We start from the raw sequence: 19116 nt of genomic DNA on the forward strand, positions 1-19116 counted from the left end.
GACAAAGTGGCGAATTGCGCAATTCATTTTTCTATACACTTGATAATCAATCAGTATAAATAAAAAAACCTATATGCATTTGGTGCTCATTTCCTGATAGTGAGGATAATGCTATCGTCGGTTTTTGAGGTATAACGATCCAGTACGGCGAATTGTGTATTGATTTCGGTTACGAAATGCTCGTAATTAGCAAGGAAGAACACTTGGCTGGGATTGACTTTGTTCTCGAAAACATTGTCGCCACGATCCACCGCGTATTCAGATCGAATTATATTCACATTATCGGAATGATTAACCTGAAGGTATAGCAGACCACCTTGCTCCAGTCCCATATGCATTCTGTTTATTAGAACGTATTTTTCAGAATCAGGAAAGAAGTGCAATACATTACGGCAGATAATAAAATTATGAAGCTCCCCTCCAAAATTGTATTGTTGCAGATCAGCCTGTTGTATTCTATAGCGATTTACAAAATGAGCCTTTTTTAAAGGTGTGCGTCCAGCTTTCGCAGCTACATTAAAATAAGTTGAGTATAATCTGGATTGATCAACTGCCATGTCAATACCCTGCAGTAACCTTATTTCTGAATCCTCGAAACACATAAGGTCATGCAAAGCTCCGCACCCTACATCGAGGACAGATGAACTACCGTGGATGTCGTCCTTATGAGTTTCAAAGAGATTGGTCCGTATCATACTTTAATTTATGAATATTGCCACGTTTTAAGAAAGATTAGGTTACTAATATACAATGATGTAGTAACACTTGAAATTTCACCTACTCAATCACACTATAAATCCAATCAGGAATGTGCCATTACCTACGGTAAACCTTATTGCATACTGTGTATTTTTATTATATTGAGAAGCATTAAATCAGCATCATGAGTGACTTACAGACAATTCACAAAAACTGTCGAGAGATATTTCTGAAAGGATTTTTTGAAACAAATGAGCAAGGAGAATTACAGGTGCATGGGCAATCCAGGGCCTGCAAAGTTTACCAAACACTAACTGACGGGGATGAAAGCAGACAAGATTGCATTGGAGAGAACTTCAATCAATTGATACAAAAAGTGAAAGACAATTGGTTTGCTCGTGATGCCCATTGGGATCTCGACTACTACTTCTTTACATATATTTTCTGGCTATACCTTTTCGTAGAAAGATATGAGATAATTTTTGAAGTCATCAACAGAGACGGAAAATCAAAGTTGTTCAATGATTTCAAGCAGCACAACTTTAAAACATTGCTTAAAATAACGAAGTGGGCTAACTTCATTAAGCATCCGAAAGAATTCCTATTTACACATTGGCCACAATATTACGTAGAAAGTGAACCTGGAATAAAATTGAAGAAAGGGGACCTGAAGATAGATACAGCTTTTATTTTCAAGCATTATACAAGCGAGAAAAACGAAAGGCCCGTCGTTCTTGAAAACAATAGCAGCGTTTTTGTTGAAATACCTAATTTGGAAAGTCTGACCAGCGACTTCTGTAAGGAAATGAATATATTCTTTGATTTCATCTGCTGCAATAAAGTAGTAGCAGATTTTCTGAAAAAGAAATCAACTATTGAAAACCACTACTATTACGAAGATGAAGACGTAAGTTCAGACACTATTGTACCAAGCACCGACATCCACACGACATAATAAGCTACAATTATGAAATACAATAAGGATGAGCCTTTCTAAAAACCAACACTTTCTTCCGGTATTTTATCTTAATCAATTTACTGATGCAGAGGGCTGCTTTTACATATTTGATGTAAAAAGAAAAGCATTCAAGAAGGGTGGTAAGAAATTCCACCCCAACTCCCATTTCTATGAAATTCACTCAAATACAACTTCTGACGGCACAGCCACATCCGATTTTATTGAAAAGAACTATACAAAACACGATACAGAATTAGCAGCCATATTTAGAAAAGTTAACGAAGCAGATGAAGATTCTAAAATCAACCTTAGCTCTCATGAGTGGACCTATCTTCAATATTACATTAGTATTCTCCATTGGAGGCTTCCCTGTTATCGAGAATCTTTGAAAAACCGAATTAATAAGGCTGACACATTGAAGCAAGTTGGCTTAATGTTAAAAGAAATCGCAACAGATACAAAAATTGAAGATCATAGGGTTGAAGAATTATTGAATCGACTAAAATCTAGCGACGATTTCTCAAAATTTTACAAGGCAATGGTTCCAGGCCACACCTATTCTGAAATATTCAACAAGGAAAATGATTTTGCTCATATTCGAGAATTCCCACACGAACTTCCGAGATTGGTAAGCGACAATCCCATTATATATCGTAATCCGGGTAAGGTGTCGATTCATACGGACGATCTGATTTTCCCATTGACGCCCAAACGGTTACTTTTGAGGAACAAGATGTCCCAAATTTCCTTACTTAGTACAGTGCGACTATATGCAGATATATTTTTCCTGGTTCAGGCTAACGATTACGTAGCCTGTACTGACTTGAATTATCCATATACTCTTTTGGCGTATTATGAAAAGCACTATAAAAGCATAGATGAATTACGGCAATCTTTATTTGCCCAAATAATTCCAAGACAATGATGAAAGCGCTGTGCTTCGATGATCCTTTCGCTCCTATAGGAAGCAATTAATCAATAGACCAATGAAGTTCATCTTCGAGAAAAATCACTCCTTTTCCAAAATATATCATCATAATAGCAGGCAACAGGGAATATTGCTGATTCAAGACATAACCCATAATGTGCAATCCATTATTCTGGCTTTTGTTACTGTTCTCCTTTGCGGTCAGGAATTCTTCTTTTACAAAATGTTCTGAAACAGCCAACAATTTGCAATCGAAGTCGTCAGCGTAGCGATGGATGGGAATAGTGCCTGCATGATAGCAGAGTATATCGGGCTTAAATTCCTGGTACACTTTCTCATAATTATCTATACAAGAAACGTAAACATGATCTGTAATTCCCCAGGCTACCAGGGCAGGCTCATGTTGCTTGAAGATCACCTCCGGGTTAAAGGCGAAGAACATAACCTTGATTATGACATTGTTATTCATCATGCTTCCGTTTCGTTATTTTCCTTTTTTGTTGGCTTTTCAATTGTCAGCGAAGGATGATTGGCAAGCACATAGGCGGCAGTCATAAGATCTGTTATGTTTTCAAACAGGGAGATCATTCGCTTGCGTCCTTTCTTTGAAAGGCGGGGTGCTTTTGTCACGAAGCCACTCAGAAACATATCCCATAAGTTATCCCGCATTTCATAAGGTTCATAGGATTTACATAACCAGTAAAGCACATTATCGGCGGATCTGCGTTTATGAACCCACTTACGCGGGAACAGACCCGCAGGAGCAGGCTTTTCCTTTATAGCGCCTTTGTCTTTAGCTACGTAATACAAGGAATCAATCAAGTCATTGACGTGCTCAAAACAAAATGTAATACTCTCAATATAGGTTTCGTGATAATACTCCTTTAGAACCAAAACAGACAACTTGAACATGTTGTAGAAATCGACCTTCATATCCATGATGTCATAAGAATCGAAAGTGGCTCCAATTGCTTTCCAAACATCATAGTCCTCTATGACACGGCAACTATATACGCAACCTCCTTTTAGGTTAATTTCATAATTCAGCATTGACTTTTGTTTTTGCATTCCATACAGGGTTTGTAGAGAAAATATAATAACAGGCCGTAAACAAATCATTCAGTCGCTCAAAAAGAAAAAGAAAGTCATCCATTGCACCCTCTTCATCGAGACAAGCATCCTGCACTGCATAGGTGAACATGATCCAAAACTTATGTCTGTACTCATCAAGGCTTTTACCGGAAAAGGTTTCCGCAAATACTTCGCCTGGATTGGCGCTAAACGGTTGCCAGGCAGGAAAGAATGCCGACCTGGGTGCTGCTTCAGCCTCAATAAGTCCTTTTTGAACACTAATCAAATAACTGGCAGTTGTGAGGTTATTGATGGCAACAAAAAGAGACGTGAATTCTTTGCGCAAATCAGTATTATCGTCAGGGGCATTCTCAACCAAAGCATTCCTATAAAAAGAATAAAGACCATCACGAAACACATCCAGGTCATAGTGACCAAATATTTCACCAAGCATTTCAAATCCATCGTATTTGTCCATTACCACAAAACTGGGCATGGCGTGTATTTTCGGCTCATTTGCTTTCATGTTCTTACAGTGTGAGTATTTGAGGTAACTGATGTTCCGATTAACTATACTGATCGGCTTGCTGCTCTTCGTCTTTACCCTTTTGCAGGGCAACAGGTGTACATAATTCTCTTACATATATTAAGTGGCAAGCTGAGATCATTTTCCCTAGTAACCTGGGCGTCCAAAACAGGTTAAATTCATCTGTCGATATATCCCCCTGAAACCTGTCGATGGCATGATGCAATAAATTGTTAAGCTGTTCTTTCCATTTTGATAAGGAATAGTGTTTGAACATTTTGGGGAATACATCATATGGCCGCAGGAGTTCTTCTTCGGACAGATCCCTCGGAAAGAAATCAAATGCCCGATCTGCATGTCTTTGCTCAACATACATGGAGACAGCCATCAGCGGTTGTTGGCCTTCCAAATCGAAGTACAGGTTGGCCCCTTTTTGGTCATTGTCCTGATGACAGATTACCCATGAGATCTCCAATAGTTTGACGAGGTTCTCGTAATAAAATACCAGGTTGCTGGCAGTGTTATGCAGCTTCTTCTTTTTCGCTTTCTGGAAAAGTAGTTTAAATAGCCGATGCAAATAGTGCATCGCATCGGGGTAATGATACCAGGAAAAGAAATCTTCAATAAAAATAGCGGGTTGCGAAATGACTTCTATACTGATGGTCAGGTTCGTAATAATGGGATCGGATGATGATGTTTTCATGAAGAGGGATGTTAATGAAGAGTAGTTATTGACAGTTGTCCTTTCTCTGATACCGGCTGTTCATTCGGCTGAAAGTTTCGGACGCCATTCCCAAAAAAGAGGCAATGTGTCTGTGTGGTACCAGATCAACTAAATGTCCGTGGTGTTGCTGAAAATATTCAAACCGTTTGATTGCATGCCAGCGTAGCAATATGCTTAATTCAAGTTTCTTGGGGATCATCAGCTCTGCTAGTTCCTGAACAGAATTGTAGTTGATGGAATGTGTTGTAACCAGGTCATAGATATCTTTACGATGTATTACGTCAACAATGCTGTTGGCCGCAACCTCGACGGTACACTTTATAGGTTGACAAAAATAGAAATCTAAAAAATGCGGCGAAGTGTCGGTTTCCCCAATTAGCTTAGTGGTATACTGCACCTTATCTACCGTAACGTATTCACGTAAGGCACCATCCCTGACATAGAACAAACAATTGCTGGGCTCTCCTTCTTTTATTAAGACTTCTCTCTTTTTAACAATCAGCGGGTAGGATCTTTCTTTGATGAACAACTGCGCTTTTTTAGATAGCTGAGGTAGATGAAAGACAAAATCAGTCTTGATTGCCACACCGACTTTGCTGTTATAGGAGTGTAATGATTTGGTAGGCATACAGTAGTTGGTTATTACCTGCCGGCAAGGGGAACCTTTGTATTCCCACCTTCTCCTTTCATTCATTTTTTCGTCCAACCGGGCTCCAGGTCTGTGAAGAAGAATGAAGAAAAGGTTCCGCCTTGCTTTGGCAGGATATCGTTAATAGCCTTTGTTCTGTTCAAGTGCCGGATTGCTCATCAGTTCATTGGCAGGAATAGGAAACAACTGAGCACTGGCAGTAACACTATGTCCTTTATTGGCAGACAAAACGTTTTCCACCAGATTCCACCTACGCAGATCTATCCACCGGTGCCCCCATTCACAAAAAAGTTCAGCCTGCCGTTCGCGTTCAAGGGCACCAAACACATCGATCCCAGACAGTGTTTTGCGAAGCGGTGGCAGTGAAGCCCGTTGCCTGATCAGGTTTAAATCATCGATAGCGCCATTTAGATCGCCTTCCTGATGCCTGGCTTCCGCTCTCAGCAGGAATACTTCTGCCAGCCGCAGAACCATGTATGCTTCCAGAACCGGGGCACCTGGTTCGGCTTGGGATGGCCCTACCTTGTATTTAGCCGGGTAGTAAAGCAAATTGCCATTAATTTCCCGACTGCGCGTCCAATCTGCTTTCCGCTGGTCCCCGGGCTCAAAGCCAGCCAGTACCGAAGTAGAGAGATAGCCATAAGGTGGGAAAGGGAAAACGCCATCGATGGGCAGCAGCGTCAAGCCTTCCCGTGTCGCATTGAAGGAATAGGCAGTATTGTCCTGTTTCAGTTGCAGTATAGCTTCAGAACTGTTTAACAAGAAAACCTCCGATGGAGTAGCCGCCAGTGAGTAGTCACCGCTGGCGATTATTTTATCGCATTCTCTCTCCACATCGGGCCAATTACCGGAAAGCGAATAAATCTTTGCCAACAGGGCCGCCGCCGCCCATTTATTGGCAGATGTTCGACCTTCCGGCAGTAGGGTGTAGGCCGCGGGCAGAAGATCCTGTGCTCGTTTCAGGTCACCGATAAGATGTTGGTATATTGTTGCAACCGTATCTCTTTTCTGTAAATTGGTGGTGCGCCAATTGGTTGAAGTGATCAATGGGACGGGTCCAAAGACCGCTACCAGGTGAAAATGTAGTAAAGCCCTGCCGAACAATGCCTGCCCGGTAAGCTGATCTTTTACTGCAGGTGACAGCATGGGTGCGGACTGTACGGCTTCAAGGATAGCATTGAACTGGTAAATCGACTGGTAAGTCGCCTCCCAAAAATTAGTACCGACAATCGGGTTGTTAGCCTGTAGGTTATTTTGAAAGAACTGCATGGCTGGCCCATTCCCCTGGTCAAAAAGCACTAATTCATCGCTGGCAAGTCCGCAATAAATCGTCATGCCTCCATTGATCAACGTTGGTATTGGGGTATTGACCATTTTGTAGTAAGATCCCGCCAGCGCACTGATGGCCTCCTGATCTGAAGAAAATACCAGGTGTTGCGGAATGCTGGTCGCGGGTGCCGGAACATCAACCAGTTTTTGGCAGCCGGAAAGGCCATATAGAATACCTCCTAACAACCCAGCCACCAGGATGCGGTAAGGTCTGTTGAATATTGTAGAGATCGAGAATAATTTGCAATAGACTTTTATATACAGAAGGAAAGATATCTTTCGCATAGTGATAAAATTTAAAGTTTACAGGATATACCGGCAGTAAGGATAGCCGGTCGTGGCATGGCTCCCAGTTGTTGTACTTCCGGATCGTTGCCTTTGTAGCGGGTGATCAGAAACAGGTTTTCACCCTGCAGGAAAACACGCAGATTAGTAAGGTGAAGTTTTTCCAATGTCCGTGTGGGAAAATTCCAGTGTACAGCCAGGTTTTGCAGTCTGATAAAGGAGGCATCTGATATTCTTGCATCAGAATAATAAGCGTAGTTGTTGCCGCTGGTGGTTGGATAATTGGTGGGCCTTCCGATCAAAACCCGATCACCAGGCTTTGCCCAGTAATTCATAACACTGCCAGGTTGATTGATACGAGCGCCTGGCTGCTCTGCCCCTACCAAAGCATTAAAACCTTGTTGCTTCCTGTAATAGAAAAGCACGCTGAGCGACCACTGCCGGTATGAGAGTTCTGTAGTAACGCCTCCTTCAAACTGCGGAGCCAGGATCACTGGTGCGCGGTCGTCAGCCGTATTTCCGGTAAGATCGATAGAGATGTCACCATCGCCTGTAAGATCCGCAAAAGTATAGTCGCCTGTAGCAGGATCTACTCCGGTAAAGTGGAGGTACTTTGCCATGTTGAGCGGCTTGCCGATCACATAACGGCCCTTGTAAGGAGATCGGTCGAAATTCGGATAAGACAACAGTTTGTTTCTATTCACCGAAAAATTGACGCGACTGGTAAATTGCCAGTCAGTGCGCTGCACGATATTCACAGATGCCAGTATTTCCACGCCGGTATTCTGAACGTTAGCCGGAGCATTGGTGATCACCGTAGCGAAGCCTCCCTGAGTGGCTACCGGCAGGTTGACCAGTTGATTATTGCATCTGTTACGATAATAGGCTATTTCCAGGTTGATCCTGTCTTTAAAAAATCCCAATTGCAGTGCAGCTTCCAGCTTACGGTTTTGTTCCCAGTGCAGCAGACTGTCTGCAAACCGGGTTGGGAAAAGTGGTGTCTGATCGCCATATTTCCCTGCTGTGCCAAACTCCCACAGCGGCAGATAGGCATAGTCACCAATCTGATCGGAACCGGTCACCCCATAGCTACCCCGCAGCTTTACAAAACTGATAAAGGATACCTTCTTCATGAAATCTTCTTCCGAAGCAATCCACGCCGCGCCGATGGAGCCAAAATTGCCAAACCGTTTACCAGCACCAAATCTGGAAGATCCGTCACGACGGCCATTCAGGGTCATTATGTATCGGTTGAGCAGGCTGTATGACAAGCGCAGGAAACCACCGGTATACTTATACTCCGCATCGTTCTCTACCACAACTTTGGTGGGTGCTGCATTGATTGAACGCAGCAACAGATCGCTGGTGTAATTGGAGCCAGCATTAAGCAGTCCATTGGTGCGATTGGCCTGGTAGGTAGCACCCGCCAATACAGAAAGTTTTGCCTTACCGATGTATCCATTATACTCAACCTGGGGTTCACTAATCAGGTTGTGAAAGAAGGTGCGCCCAATGGTCAGCGATCCTCTTGGATTCATATCAGGATGAAGGGAAATGATGGGTATCGTATGCGACTGCTTACTGATTGAATTGTTATAGCCAAGATTGACGCGAGCTGTCCAGCCTTTAGCCAGGTTGTAATTGACGACCAGGTTACTATTGAGCAGGCTGGTGGTGGCCCCGTACGGCTGCAAAAGGGAACCGAATGCAAAGCTGCTTGCTATCGGCATCCATCCAGAATAGTTCAATTTTCCCTCGGCATCGAATACAGCCGGTGCATTGGGCGGAAGTAGTGCTGTAGCGCCATTATAGATAAGGTCGCTACTGGTCAGGCTGTATTGCGCCGACAGGTCAATGATGAGTTTTTGTCGCGGGGTTTTGTGCTGTAGTGCAATCGAAAAGCCCCCCCGTTGGTTCCCCCCTCTGATGGCGGCAATATCCTGCTGGTAATTGTATCCCGCACCGGCCCTGAAATTGGTCTGCGCCGTTCCGCCGGAGATACTCAATTGGGCGTTCACTACGCGTCCTGTCCCACCAAAGGCGTAACGTTGCCAGTCTGTGTACCGGGTAGTATCCCATGCAACGAGATCAGGGGCGGCAAATACATCTATAGCCAGCCCGTCGTTTTGGAGCGCAGCCTTGCGCAACTGTACATACTGCTGCGTATTGAGCAATGGAAAAAAACGGGTCACCTTGCTGAAGCCTGTATAAACGTCCAGGTCGGTGACCGTTTTACCCGCCTTACCTTTCTTCATTGTTACGAGGATCGCACCATTGGCGGCCCTTGATCCAAAGATGGCCGTAGCATCCGCATCCTTCAGCACTTCCATGCTTTCTATATCGGCGGCGTTTATATTGAAAAAGGGGCTTTGTCCTCCTGCCGGTGAAGCCAGGCCCGATTGAATCGCGCCTTGTGAGACACCCGCTCCTGCTGCCATTGTCTGTACGCCCGATATATTAAGTGGTGTCAGGGGAACACCATCGATAATGTAAAGTGGTTCCCGGATTACGTTGGGGTCAATACCATTAAGACCGCGTATATTGATGGACACCGATGCACTCGCCATACCACTGACATTGGTGATGGAAACACCGGCAGCCCGTCCTTGCAGTACCTGTACAGCGTTAATAGCTGGTTGCTTCGCTATTTCTTCGGCGGTCACGCGGGCAATACTGCCTGTGCCCAATCTTCGGCTGGTATAACCATATGCCTGTACTACTACTTCATCGAGATAATTGTCGGCTGGCCGCAATATGATAGATATAGTATTGTTGTTGCCCACCGGTACCCGCTGGTGGCTGTAGCCAACAAACGATACCTGTAAAATATCGTTGGTTTGAATCTGTTGAAGAGAAAACCGGCCCTGCGCATCAGTGACCGTGCCTTTAGCATTACGGAGGGTTATATTGACACCTACCAGCGGCTCTCCACGGTCGTTGACGACTTTGCCGGTAAGCGTACCTGCGGTGTCGGAAGATATTTGTTGAGCCGTGGAAAATAGATAAAGACAAGCCAGCGCTATGGAAATGAAAAATTTCATAAAAGATGAGGTATAGGTGAATAATGGGAATAAAGAAGCGGAGTAGCAGGTTTGCGACAGCCTGCCCTCCGCGGTTTTCATGGCGTACTCAAACGGGCACAGGATGTTTCAGCCACGACGACCACCTAACCACAAATACTAAATGGAAACATGCAGAGAAAATGCACCCCCAATAGCAGGGTGCATAGATCGAATGATGAGTATTGGGAAAATAAATTAAGGCAGGGTTCTGGCGATGACTAACAGAAACCTTACAACAAATGGTGCGTGAGAAGATGCTACCATTGTTGCAAAAAAAATGAACCCTGCACTTAAAGCAGTTATATGTGTTTTCCTTTATCAGCATACCTGGTGTTTCTCACGCACCCAGATGTTGTATAAAGGAATATGTAATTAAATACCTATTTCAAATGTAGGCACTTCGCCGTATAATACCAAATAATCATTTTAAGGATCAGCAAGTATTATATCCTATGATTCTATTTGAAGTGTGGCAAATTATCATAACATTAAGGAAACCAAAAAGGTAGGAAGTCACATCAAAAGGCTGCGCACTGATAAAAAACTAAGCATTGAAGATGTTAGTGTTTTAACAGGGTTTACCCGTAATACTATTAAACGTGTTGAAGAAGGTTTCAACACAGACACCAGTCATTTAATTGAGATTGCCAAGGCTATCGGCGTACATCCGATGGAATTATTCAACGTTCCTTTCGATACAAAGCCCCGTTTCAAACTCTCCCCACAGAGAGTCGATAAAGTTTTTGTGACAAGAATAATTACAACCTTATTGGAGAAGGGAACATTTTTCGCTACCGGCAAATTTGTAAAAGATGTTGTTGGATATTTGATAGACGAAGAGAATGTAAAAGTAAGCTCAGTACATGTATCAACTGTTCTTCAAAGATTGGTAAATACTGGTAGGTTAAAAACGAAAACTGTGGGTCGTAATAGTCAATACACCCAAATAAAAAAATAACTATTGCAGTGATTTAATTCTTTCTTGACAAATTTTTTCTACAATAGAAATCATCTGCGAAACACGGCTAACCAAGGTAGCAAAATCTTCCTCACTTACATAAAATCTTGGGCTATACCTGGCTTCAATATATCCCTGTTTCAATAATTCAAACAATCGCTTTTCGTTTTTGTCGGTCTCAGCAGCAAAGACCTTGTGTAGTTCTTCGGAATGCGTCTTTGCCTTCTTACGCAGCTTCCATAAATTATGAACTTTGGGCTTGTAATCGGTGAAAACAGTCAGGACAGTATAATACAAGTTTTCTGCCGCTTGATTCAACTCGAAATCTGCCTTTTTATAATTCCCCCTACTTGCTGCATGTTTGGCATCTATCAAAAACTCACTTGCCTGTGGAAACCAGATATCAAAATACTCCTGAGCTTTGGCCTTTTTCTCTTCCATCGATAGTACTCTGGGCTCGACAAACTTGACCGTACCTTTATCAAAAAGAGGTATCCCTTCGTTAATAATATCAACCCAAAAATACTTTCCCCATTCCAGTCCTTCATTGATAAAATCTACACTGTGAATTTCAAGATTGACCGGCGGTTCAAATTTATCCACCATTTCCAGAATCCTATCTTCCAGCGTATAAGCCCTATCCGAGCTATCTTTGGTCACAACCAGGAAATCGTAGTCAGAAATATACTCATACTGCAATCCATCTGACACATAGCGGTCTTCCACGAACTTATTTTTCGCGTAACTTCCAAACAGTATCACCATCTCAGGATCAACGACAGCCTTAATGACCTCTACGATCTGCATGATCTCCTGCTGTTTCTTCTCCGGTAGCCGCTGAAAGGATGGTTTCATGTCTGTTTGGTCCACTTGAATAAGAATTAAAATTATTGTCGTCAAATATAGCTCAATCTACTGGATTACAATTCCGTCTTGCACTTCTTATCGCACGCAGTTAAATTACGTCTTTTTTGCCAGAAACTTTACCCGATCGGCATATACCCGGCCTCAGTTACAATTAGAGTAAGGCTTTCTATCATCCAAGACAGCTTGCATTGCCTGACAGATCTCGTATAAAAGCTGGGGATTTACCGCTTAGCATCCAGGTGATAGATCTTGCCATCCGGCCCTGAAAGTCAGACCGGAACCCCAATCCAAAAAAATTGCTTTTTTGCTGCAAATCCGATTTGATAATCAACAATTACCTTCAGGTAGGCATGAGAGTTTCTTCATGAGCATTTTGTAACTTTGTCCACTAAGACTGGCGGTGTAACTGATTTCATAAAGAATGTTGATGCATGGATTTTTAGAATAGACGGCATATTTTTTGAATATCATTTTAATAATTTAGACCGCATATGAAAAACACCTTCTTATCCTATGTTGTGGTTACAGTGATCACAACCTTCTCACTTACTATACCCGCTTCCGCCCAGGACCAGGATTCCACCGGGGTAAAAGACACTTCAATTGTAATACCCATTGCAGAGCTACCCATCACGAATGTCAAAGCAACCGGCAATAAGAAAACAAAAACTGTGACGATCTCTATGGATTTTGAAAACCGGCGAGCAGGAAAAGTAGACGTCTCATTATCCTTCGGAGGATCAGACCAATTTAGCTTTACTTCTGACAAAGGGCGTAAGTACAAAGTACACACCTACTATAATAAACTAACCGATGACAATCCTAACCTTGGTTACGAGCGTATATCGTCAATCCAATTTGGAACAAAAAAGTTTGATTTGGCAACACTTCTCGCTCAACAATTGCAGGCAAATGAAAAAGCTACACTTACAATTCAGGCTTTTCAGTTTGACACCACCAGTAAATCAATTGTAGGATTTCATATCAACTGCTCCCGTTATTATCAATGGGGTGCGCGAGGAAAAAACGGCAGCGGCATGTATAAAATTCATCACTTGCCGATTGAATGGAAGTGATTTTGCCTCTTCCGCAATAAGGAACTTGTAACACTTATTTCTTCAATAAGGGCAGAAATGCCTTAACCAACTCTTGCGCCACCAATCGGCTTTCAATCTCTCTGCAAATGGAATCAAAATTTTGTTGCGTGTTAGCACGTGCTAGGATTGCCGCACCTGGCATTGATTGGAACTCGTGCAGACATCGAAGAAATCTTCTCGGCAATACTCCGTCCGTGTCTTCGTAATCATGTTGAAACTGCTCAAAGCTCATGTGGTTAGGCAAATTTATTTGGAAGATTGGTGCCAGGCCATTTGCCAGCATGGTACACACATTCGCGTGTTGTTGCGGTGGCGCATTATTGACAACACAATAAAAGTCTGCTAAAACGAGAATGATATCAACAAAATACTCGTTGCTACATCCCTCCAATTGGAAGCCATCATTATCATCGGAATAGTTCTTTCCCATAGTAGGCTATTTGGTACAGGGATAATACAGCAAATTCTGTGTCAGGTCCGTGTTTGGAGACATACAGCATAAAATATATTTCCGTATACATTTATCATAAATCAAATTGGCTTTTCTGCTGTATTTATTTACTTTTCTGCTGTAGGTAATTGCCTTATTTGACGTATCTGCCTTACGTATTAGCATAGACTTTGATGTTATATACTATAAGTAGTGTTTTACCAAACGCCTTGTTATGAAAAGAGGATCAGTGAAGGATAAGGCAGTATTTTACGAAACCCTGGATGCATCCATTTCAAGGCAAGAGCTGCGCATGACAGAAACCGGCGAAGGCATGCTGAAAATGGCGGAAGGTATGTTACTATTCCTAAAAGAAGCACTACGCGATCTGAGAAAGTTTGCTGAAGAAAATACGTTTCTGGACGAGGGGGAAGAAATTGGCTTTTACAAAAAACAATTGCCTGGCATCCTCAGCCATTTCTTTTATTATGTAAAGATATACTCCCTTGAGCTACGCCTGCTGATGCAGGACGATCCGGCCAGAAAGAAGCTATTGAAGAAAGAAAGGAAGACCGTCGATGAATGGATTAGGAAAAATGAAGGATTTTTCCGCTATTACAAAAGTGGCACTACTGATTTGGACAATAAATATTTCATGAAGTCCAGTACAGATTTCAAGTTACTCACAGATCCAGCAAAATGGTTGTTCGACGACCCGTTTATTACTGTACCTGCATACCTGATAGGAGAACTACTGGCCTACGAACGCTATAGAGACTACCTGAATCACGAGTTGAAATTTTTTGACGAGAAAAAAAAGGCAGGCGCAGGTGACCCCGATGATGGATTGGTTTGGACAGCCACCAAAATGGCGGCTGTTGAAGTACTCTATGGGTTGTATTCCTCCGCTGCCTATAACAACGGCAATGCGCAGCTACGTCATATCGCAAAAAGAGTAGAAAAACTTACGGGCATTGATCTTGGAAATTATTACCGGTATTCACTGGATTTAAAAATAAAAAAGGTGCGCAACCAGTTCCTGAAAAAGATGCTCGATTCCTCCAATAAGAGAATGGATGAGCAAGATGAAAATCCACGTTCTCATAGTCGGTAAAAAGATCAATCATTTGAGCTGCCTGGGTATCACCTTTTAATGCCTTGCGAATTATGTCGTGTAAGGTAGCCTCCACTTCAATTATGCTATTTGCAGCTTTCCGGTAATTCTTCTCAACTTCAACACGATATAGTTTAGTGGCAATGCCTCACGCTCGGTCTGTTTCCGGTATAAATCCAAACAAAATGGGAAGGGCTGTTTTAACATCCTTCCGTAAGTCCGGTATATTAAGGTTCAGTTCATCCATTATTCAATAGCATTTCAGTTGTTGAATTTAATGTTTTGTTGCACCTCCACCTAGTTTTCTCCTAAATACATTATCTCGGTTAGTAATGCGTAGTGTGTCCATATTGTGGACGACGAGCATTCGCTCGGCAATTTCCCTGGCGGCTATTACCTTATTTCGACCATCCTGCATTTTGCACCACCGCCATAATAAACTTCTTCATCATTCTATCCGGCAACATCTTATAAAGCTCCCACGCCGGTGTATTTACGATTTCCAGGCATCTACAGATTTATTATTGATCGATAAACTGTCAATGCAATCATACAGCAAATAATCTAAAAAAGATTTTCCGTAGTGTGTCTGTAGTGTGAAATCGCCCCTTCGTTTCTCAGCACTTTTGTTGAAACGAAAGAATATGATTTCCTGGACAACATATCTCACAGCAGTCGGAATTTTCTTAGCGATTTATTACGCGTTCGTAGTGGTTGTTTATTTCCGAAAGGAGCTGTTCTTCCGCCGCAGCCCTTCTACCGCAGGGATGCAGGTTCCAAATACATTAATGGCGGCGGACAGCGGGCAGCCTTATATGAACGAGGGAGGTTTTCAACCTGTATCCCTAATAGATGAAATCCATGCTTACATGAATCAAGCTGCGCATGAAATGCCGATTGATGAGCAGGAACTCATCACCGGCGTCATAGCCGTACTGCAAAAATATCCCACTATAGAAGATTCTTTTTTAAGGCTCAGTATAAATGACCTGGTAGTTTCTCTGGCTGAAACCAAGTGCAATGTAGAGATCAGTCCGGAACAGATCGCCCGGTTATGGAAATGATCAGTCGACTTGACCACCTGCACCCGTGCAGGAGAACCAAGTGCGAAAGATGGTGCGGGTGGTCTTTATAAGTTCTTACGTGTGTTGTTTGGGTGTTTGCTAATAGCGCCGCCGTAGTACTGTGGAGCTTGATTTGGTGACGGATGAGTGTACAGGCGGCGCTTCTTCATGTTGCTGGTTTACCAATCATCAATATAAAGCAAGTGTGTTATGAAAATGTGTGGAGTGAATTGCTTTTTAAGCAAAGTGGCGCGTCTATGCGCAGTCTTTTCGTTGTTCGCTGTCAGTGTGTATGCTCAGGTAAATCCCGCCGATGGATCTGCTGGTATCGAGGAAGCGAATAGTAAGGTACGTGGATACTTCGGGGTCGGCTGTGACCTGATGTATGCAGTCGGAGGCATTTTGGGTCTTATCGGAGCCGTACGCGTATACCAGAAATGGTCAAACGGGCATCCCGATACCGGATCAACCGCTGCCAGTTGGTTTGGAGCCTGTGTTTTCCTGGTGGTGGTAGCTACGGTGATAAAATCATTCTTTGGAATTGCCTAATCTACGTAGCGATGCCAGGAAGCGTTTACAAAATTAACAAGGGTGTCAACCGTAGCGTGGAATTCAAGGGACTGAAGGCACAATACATATGGTACCTCGGCGGCGGGCTGCTGGTTTGTTTGATCCTCTATGTTATCCTGTATATCGTCGGTCTGAATTCCTATATCTGTCTGGCTATTGTTGGGTCATCAGCCACCTCCGTGTTTGTCTATGTTTTCAAGCTGAACAATAAATATGGCGAACATGGAATGATGAAGTCGATGGCCCGCCGGCAGGTGCCCCGGTTTGTACGCTGTAAGTCCCGAAAGTGTTTTATTGAAATCAAGTAATGTGTTAAATGCGTGAAGATGGAAAAGTGGTTGAGTGATGTACTACCTATACTCGAAGTAGAGGAAAATTCGATTATCAGTAAGCAGGGTGATGTTACGGTAGGCTTCCAGGTCTTGTTGCCGGAGATCTTTACTTCGTCTGCCGACGACCTGGAAGCCATTCACCAGGGCTTTATCAAAGCCATCAGGTTGCTTCCAAAGGAATCTGTATTTCATAAACAGGATTGGTTCACATCCGACCAGTATCAGCCAGACAGGGATAACAGTAATGGCTTTCTGCAGGACAGCGCAGACCGGCACTTTGCCGGTCGCCGCTACCTGCGTCATCAGGCGTATATATTCCTGACGAGAAAAGCTGCTGGGCGCAAGGCGGCGAGTTCTCTCTTTAGTAACCTTATCAGGCCAAACTTATTTTCCGAGCAGGTATTGAATCCGGATACCATCAGGGAGTTCGAGGATACGGCTGGGCAATTTCAGCGGGTGTTATCAGATTGCGGCATACAGATGCGGCGTCTTACCAAAGCAGACCTATTGAGCACCGGTAAGAAAGTCGGATTAATTGAACAATACATGTTTCTGGCTGAGCAGCCTGATCAACCACTGGTTAAGGATATACAGTTTAAAGATGAGCTCCGTATCGGTGAAAAGTACTGTCAGATTTATTCCCTGGGTAGTAGCGATGACCTGCCGCACGTCTGCGGCTCCCGCATCACCTATGAAAAGTTTTCAACCGACCGGACCAAGTTCAGTATTGGATTTGCCACGCCACTGGGCCTATTGCTCGATTGTAACCACATCTATAATCAGTATATAATTGTTGGAGACCCGCAGGCCACCATGAAGAAAATGGAGAGTAAACGGCTCAGGTTACAATCACTTTCAAAGTATAGCCGGGAAAATGCGATTTCAAAGGAGGCAACAGACGATTTCCTGAATGAAGCAATCGGCCAGCAACGGCTTCCTGTTACGGCTCATTTCAATATCATCGCCTGGTCCGAGCATAGGAATGGCCTTGTTGATGCCAGAAACCTAATAACTGGTGCGTTAGCCCAACTGGACGCCACAGCCAAGCTGGAAACTGTCGGCGCACCACAGATCTTTTGGGCAGGCATTCCCGGCAACGGTGCGGACTTTCCGGCAAACGAGACATTCAACACCTTCGCGGAACAAGCCTGCTGCTTTCTCAACCTGGAAAGTAACTACCGCAGTGATCCTCCCGCATCCAGTGTAAGGTTCTGCGACCGTTTAACCAATAAGCCTGTATTCATTGATCTTTTTAATCTGCCTCGTTTGACCGGCATATCCAGCAACATGGGTATGCTTATCTGCGGCACTTCGGGAGGGGGTAAATCGATGACAGCAAACCATATCCTTCATACTTTATACAATCAGGGCGCCCATTGCGTGGTCTGCGATATTGGTGGCAGTTACCGTGGCCTGTGCGACCTGGTTGGTGGATTTTACTTCGAGTATAAAGAGGATGCGCCCATACAATTCAATCCATTCTACCTGCCGCCTGGTCAGCGTCTCGATACAGAAAAGAAGGAAAGCCTGAAGTCTTTGCTGGTAGCGCTTTGGAAGCAGGAGAATGAGCACTTTCAACGCTCCGAATATGTCGCATTAAGCAACTCCCTTCAAGGATATTATCGAAAGCTGGAGCAATACCCTGATCTCGTTCCCTGCTTCAATACGTTTTACGATTACCTGCAAAATGACTACGCGACTGAGTTGGAACAATATAATGTAAAGGACAGGGACTTTGATATTACCAACTTCCTGTACGTCTTACGCCCATATTACCGCGGCGGCGAGTTCCACTACCTGTTAAACGCCGACGGCAAACAGGATTTGCTCAATCAACCGTTCGTGGTCATAGAAATGGACAATTTGAAAGACCATCCGATTTTATTTAGTGTTTGCACGCTGCTGGTGATGGAAATGGTGGTTACAAAGATGCGCCAGTTGCGTGGCCGTAGAAAATGCTTCCTTATAGATGAAGCCTGGAAAGCCATTGCGCGCCAGGGCATGGCAGAATTTGTAAAATATGCCTACAAGACCATGCGCAAGTTTGATGGCATCCCCGCTGTTGTGACGCAGGAGTTGGACGACTTAATCAGTTCACCGGTCATAAAAGATGCGATCATCAATAATTGCGATATCAAGATTTTGATGGACATGCGAAAATTTGCCAACAAATTCGATCAGTTGCAATCCGTACTCGGCATGTCCGATAAAGGTAAAGAGATATTACTGAGTGTAAACCGAGATAACCGGGAGATATATGTTGAGATTGGCGGGAAGATTATGAAAGTATTTCGCAATGAGCTCAGCAGGGAGGAATATTTCGCATATACAACTGAAGGAAAAGAAAGAGTAAAAGTATTGGAATATGCCCAGCGGTTTGGCAGCATGGAAAAAGGAATTGCCGCACTTATTGCAGACCATGCCGCATAGTAATTTATTCATCATTACAATCC

Annotated in this window: 19 protein-coding genes; 9 read left to right on the plus strand and 10 right to left on the minus strand. The window is 43.4% G+C overall.

The window, feature by feature from the left end:
- Nucleotides 1–86: 86 nt before the first annotated feature.
- Nucleotides 87–695: a class I SAM-dependent methyltransferase gene (locus P2H89_RS09665; RefSeq protein ID WP_275826512.1), complete on the minus strand. Its 609-nt coding sequence runs from the start codon at nt 693–695 to the stop codon at nt 87–89.
- A 188-nt stretch (nt 696–883) separates the two neighbouring features.
- On the opposite strand from P2H89_RS09665, the gene P2H89_RS09670 reads away from it, so the two are divergent.
- Both P2H89_RS09670 and P2H89_RS09675 read left to right on the plus strand, forming a co-directional pair.
- On the plus strand, nt 884–1654 hold the full coding sequence (locus tag P2H89_RS09670; RefSeq protein ID WP_275826513.1) for a hypothetical protein: 771 nt from the start codon (nt 884–886) through the stop codon (nt 1652–1654).
- A gap of 28 nt (nt 1655–1682) precedes the next feature.
- Nucleotides 1683–2582 carry a DUF4238 domain-containing protein gene (locus P2H89_RS09675; RefSeq protein ID WP_275826514.1) on the plus strand — a complete coding sequence of 300 codons (900 nt, stop codon included), beginning with the start codon at nt 1683–1685 and terminating at the stop codon, nt 2580–2582.
- Nucleotides 2583–2628: 46 nt separating this feature from the next.
- Here P2H89_RS09675 and P2H89_RS09680 read toward each other — a convergent pair whose 3' ends face one another.
- The 7 genes from P2H89_RS09680 to P2H89_RS09710 all read right to left on the minus strand — a co-directional run bounded on the left by P2H89_RS09680 (nt 2629) and on the right by P2H89_RS09710 (nt 10210).
- A complete protein-coding gene (locus P2H89_RS09680) occupies nt 2629–3057 on the minus strand; it encodes a hypothetical protein (RefSeq protein WP_275826515.1) in 429 nt (142 codons plus the stop codon).
- Nucleotides 3054–3653, minus strand: a complete 600-nt coding sequence (locus P2H89_RS09685; RefSeq protein WP_275826516.1) for a hypothetical protein — start codon at nt 3651–3653, stop codon at nt 3054–3056. Before P2H89_RS09685 ends, P2H89_RS09680 begins: the two co-directional genes overlap by 4 nt.
- Nucleotides 3622–4182, minus strand: coding sequence for a hypothetical protein (locus P2H89_RS09690; RefSeq protein WP_275826517.1), 561 nt, complete (start codon nt 4180–4182; stop codon nt 3622–3624). Before P2H89_RS09690 ends, P2H89_RS09685 begins: the two co-directional genes overlap by 32 nt.
- Before the next feature lie 40 nt (nt 4183–4222).
- Nucleotides 4223–4885, minus strand: a complete 663-nt coding sequence (locus P2H89_RS09695) for a hypothetical protein (protein ID WP_275826518.1) — start codon at nt 4883–4885, stop codon at nt 4223–4225.
- Nucleotides 4886–4910: 25 nt separating this feature from the next.
- Nucleotides 4911–5534, minus strand: a complete 624-nt coding sequence (locus P2H89_RS09700; RefSeq protein WP_275826519.1) for a cyclic nucleotide-binding domain-containing protein — start codon at nt 5532–5534, stop codon at nt 4911–4913.
- A 141-nt stretch (nt 5535–5675) separates the two neighbouring features.
- Nucleotides 5676–7070: a RagB/SusD family nutrient uptake outer membrane protein gene (locus P2H89_RS09705; protein ID WP_275826520.1), complete on the minus strand. Its 1395-nt coding sequence runs from the start codon at nt 7068–7070 to the stop codon at nt 5676–5678.
- Between the two features lie 110 nt (nt 7071–7180).
- Nucleotides 7181–10210 carry a SusC/RagA family TonB-linked outer membrane protein gene (locus P2H89_RS09710; RefSeq protein ID WP_275826521.1) on the minus strand — a complete coding sequence of 1010 codons (3030 nt, stop codon included), beginning with the start codon at nt 10208–10210 and terminating at the stop codon, nt 7181–7183.
- Between the two features lie 490 nt (nt 10211–10700).
- On the opposite strand from P2H89_RS09710, the gene P2H89_RS09715 reads away from it, so the two are divergent.
- The gene (locus P2H89_RS09715) at nt 10701–11189 is read left to right on the plus strand and encodes a helix-turn-helix domain-containing protein (RefSeq protein WP_275826522.1); all 489 of its coding nucleotides are present in this window, start codon (nt 10701–10703) and stop codon (nt 11187–11189) included.
- Here P2H89_RS09715 and P2H89_RS09720 read toward each other — a convergent pair whose 3' ends face one another.
- A complete protein-coding gene (locus P2H89_RS09720; protein ID WP_275826523.1) occupies nt 11190–12044 on the minus strand; it encodes a HEPN domain-containing protein in 855 nt (284 codons plus the stop codon).
- Nucleotides 12045–12547: 503 nt separating this feature from the next.
- On the opposite strand from P2H89_RS09720, the gene P2H89_RS09725 reads away from it, so the two are divergent.
- A complete protein-coding gene (locus tag P2H89_RS09725) occupies nt 12548–13132 on the plus strand; it encodes a hypothetical protein (RefSeq protein WP_275826524.1) in 585 nt (194 codons plus the stop codon).
- A gap of 34 nt (nt 13133–13166) precedes the next feature.
- Here the strand turns inward: P2H89_RS09725 and P2H89_RS09730 are convergent, their stop codons facing one another.
- Nucleotides 13167–13583, minus strand: coding sequence for a hypothetical protein (locus P2H89_RS09730; protein ID WP_275826525.1), 417 nt, complete (start codon nt 13581–13583; stop codon nt 13167–13169).
- Nucleotides 13584–13833: 250 nt separating this feature from the next.
- On the opposite strand from P2H89_RS09730, the gene P2H89_RS09735 reads away from it, so the two are divergent.
- From P2H89_RS09735 to P2H89_RS09755, 5 genes are all read left to right on the plus strand, one after another.
- Nucleotides 13834–14697 carry an RteC domain-containing protein gene (locus tag P2H89_RS09735; protein WP_275826526.1) on the plus strand — a complete coding sequence of 288 codons (864 nt, stop codon included), beginning with the start codon at nt 13834–13836 and terminating at the stop codon, nt 14695–14697.
- 644 nt (nt 14698–15341) lie between these two features.
- Nucleotides 15342–15761 (plus strand): hypothetical protein, encoded by a 420-nt coding sequence (locus P2H89_RS09740; RefSeq protein WP_275826527.1) that lies wholly within the window; start codon nt 15342–15344, stop codon nt 15759–15761.
- A gap of 216 nt (nt 15762–15977) precedes the next feature.
- Complete coding sequence (locus P2H89_RS09745) at nt 15978–16310, plus strand: DUF4134 domain-containing protein (RefSeq protein WP_275827381.1); 333 nt, start codon at nt 15978–15980, stop codon at nt 16308–16310.
- 11 nt (nt 16311–16321) lie between these two features.
- Nucleotides 16322–16639 carry a DUF4133 domain-containing protein gene (locus P2H89_RS09750; protein WP_275826528.1) on the plus strand — a complete coding sequence of 106 codons (318 nt, stop codon included), beginning with the start codon at nt 16322–16324 and terminating at the stop codon, nt 16637–16639.
- Between the two features lie 18 nt (nt 16640–16657).
- Nucleotides 16658–19093 (plus strand): TraG family conjugative transposon ATPase, encoded by a 2436-nt coding sequence (locus tag P2H89_RS09755; protein WP_275826529.1) that lies wholly within the window; start codon nt 16658–16660, stop codon nt 19091–19093.
- Nucleotides 19094–19116 lie beyond the last annotated feature (23 nt).

The organism is Paraflavitalea sp. CAU 1676 (genome assembly GCF_029223285.1).
In the GTDB taxonomy this organism is placed as follows: domain Bacteria; phylum Bacteroidota; class Bacteroidia; order Chitinophagales; family Chitinophagaceae; genus Paraflavitalea.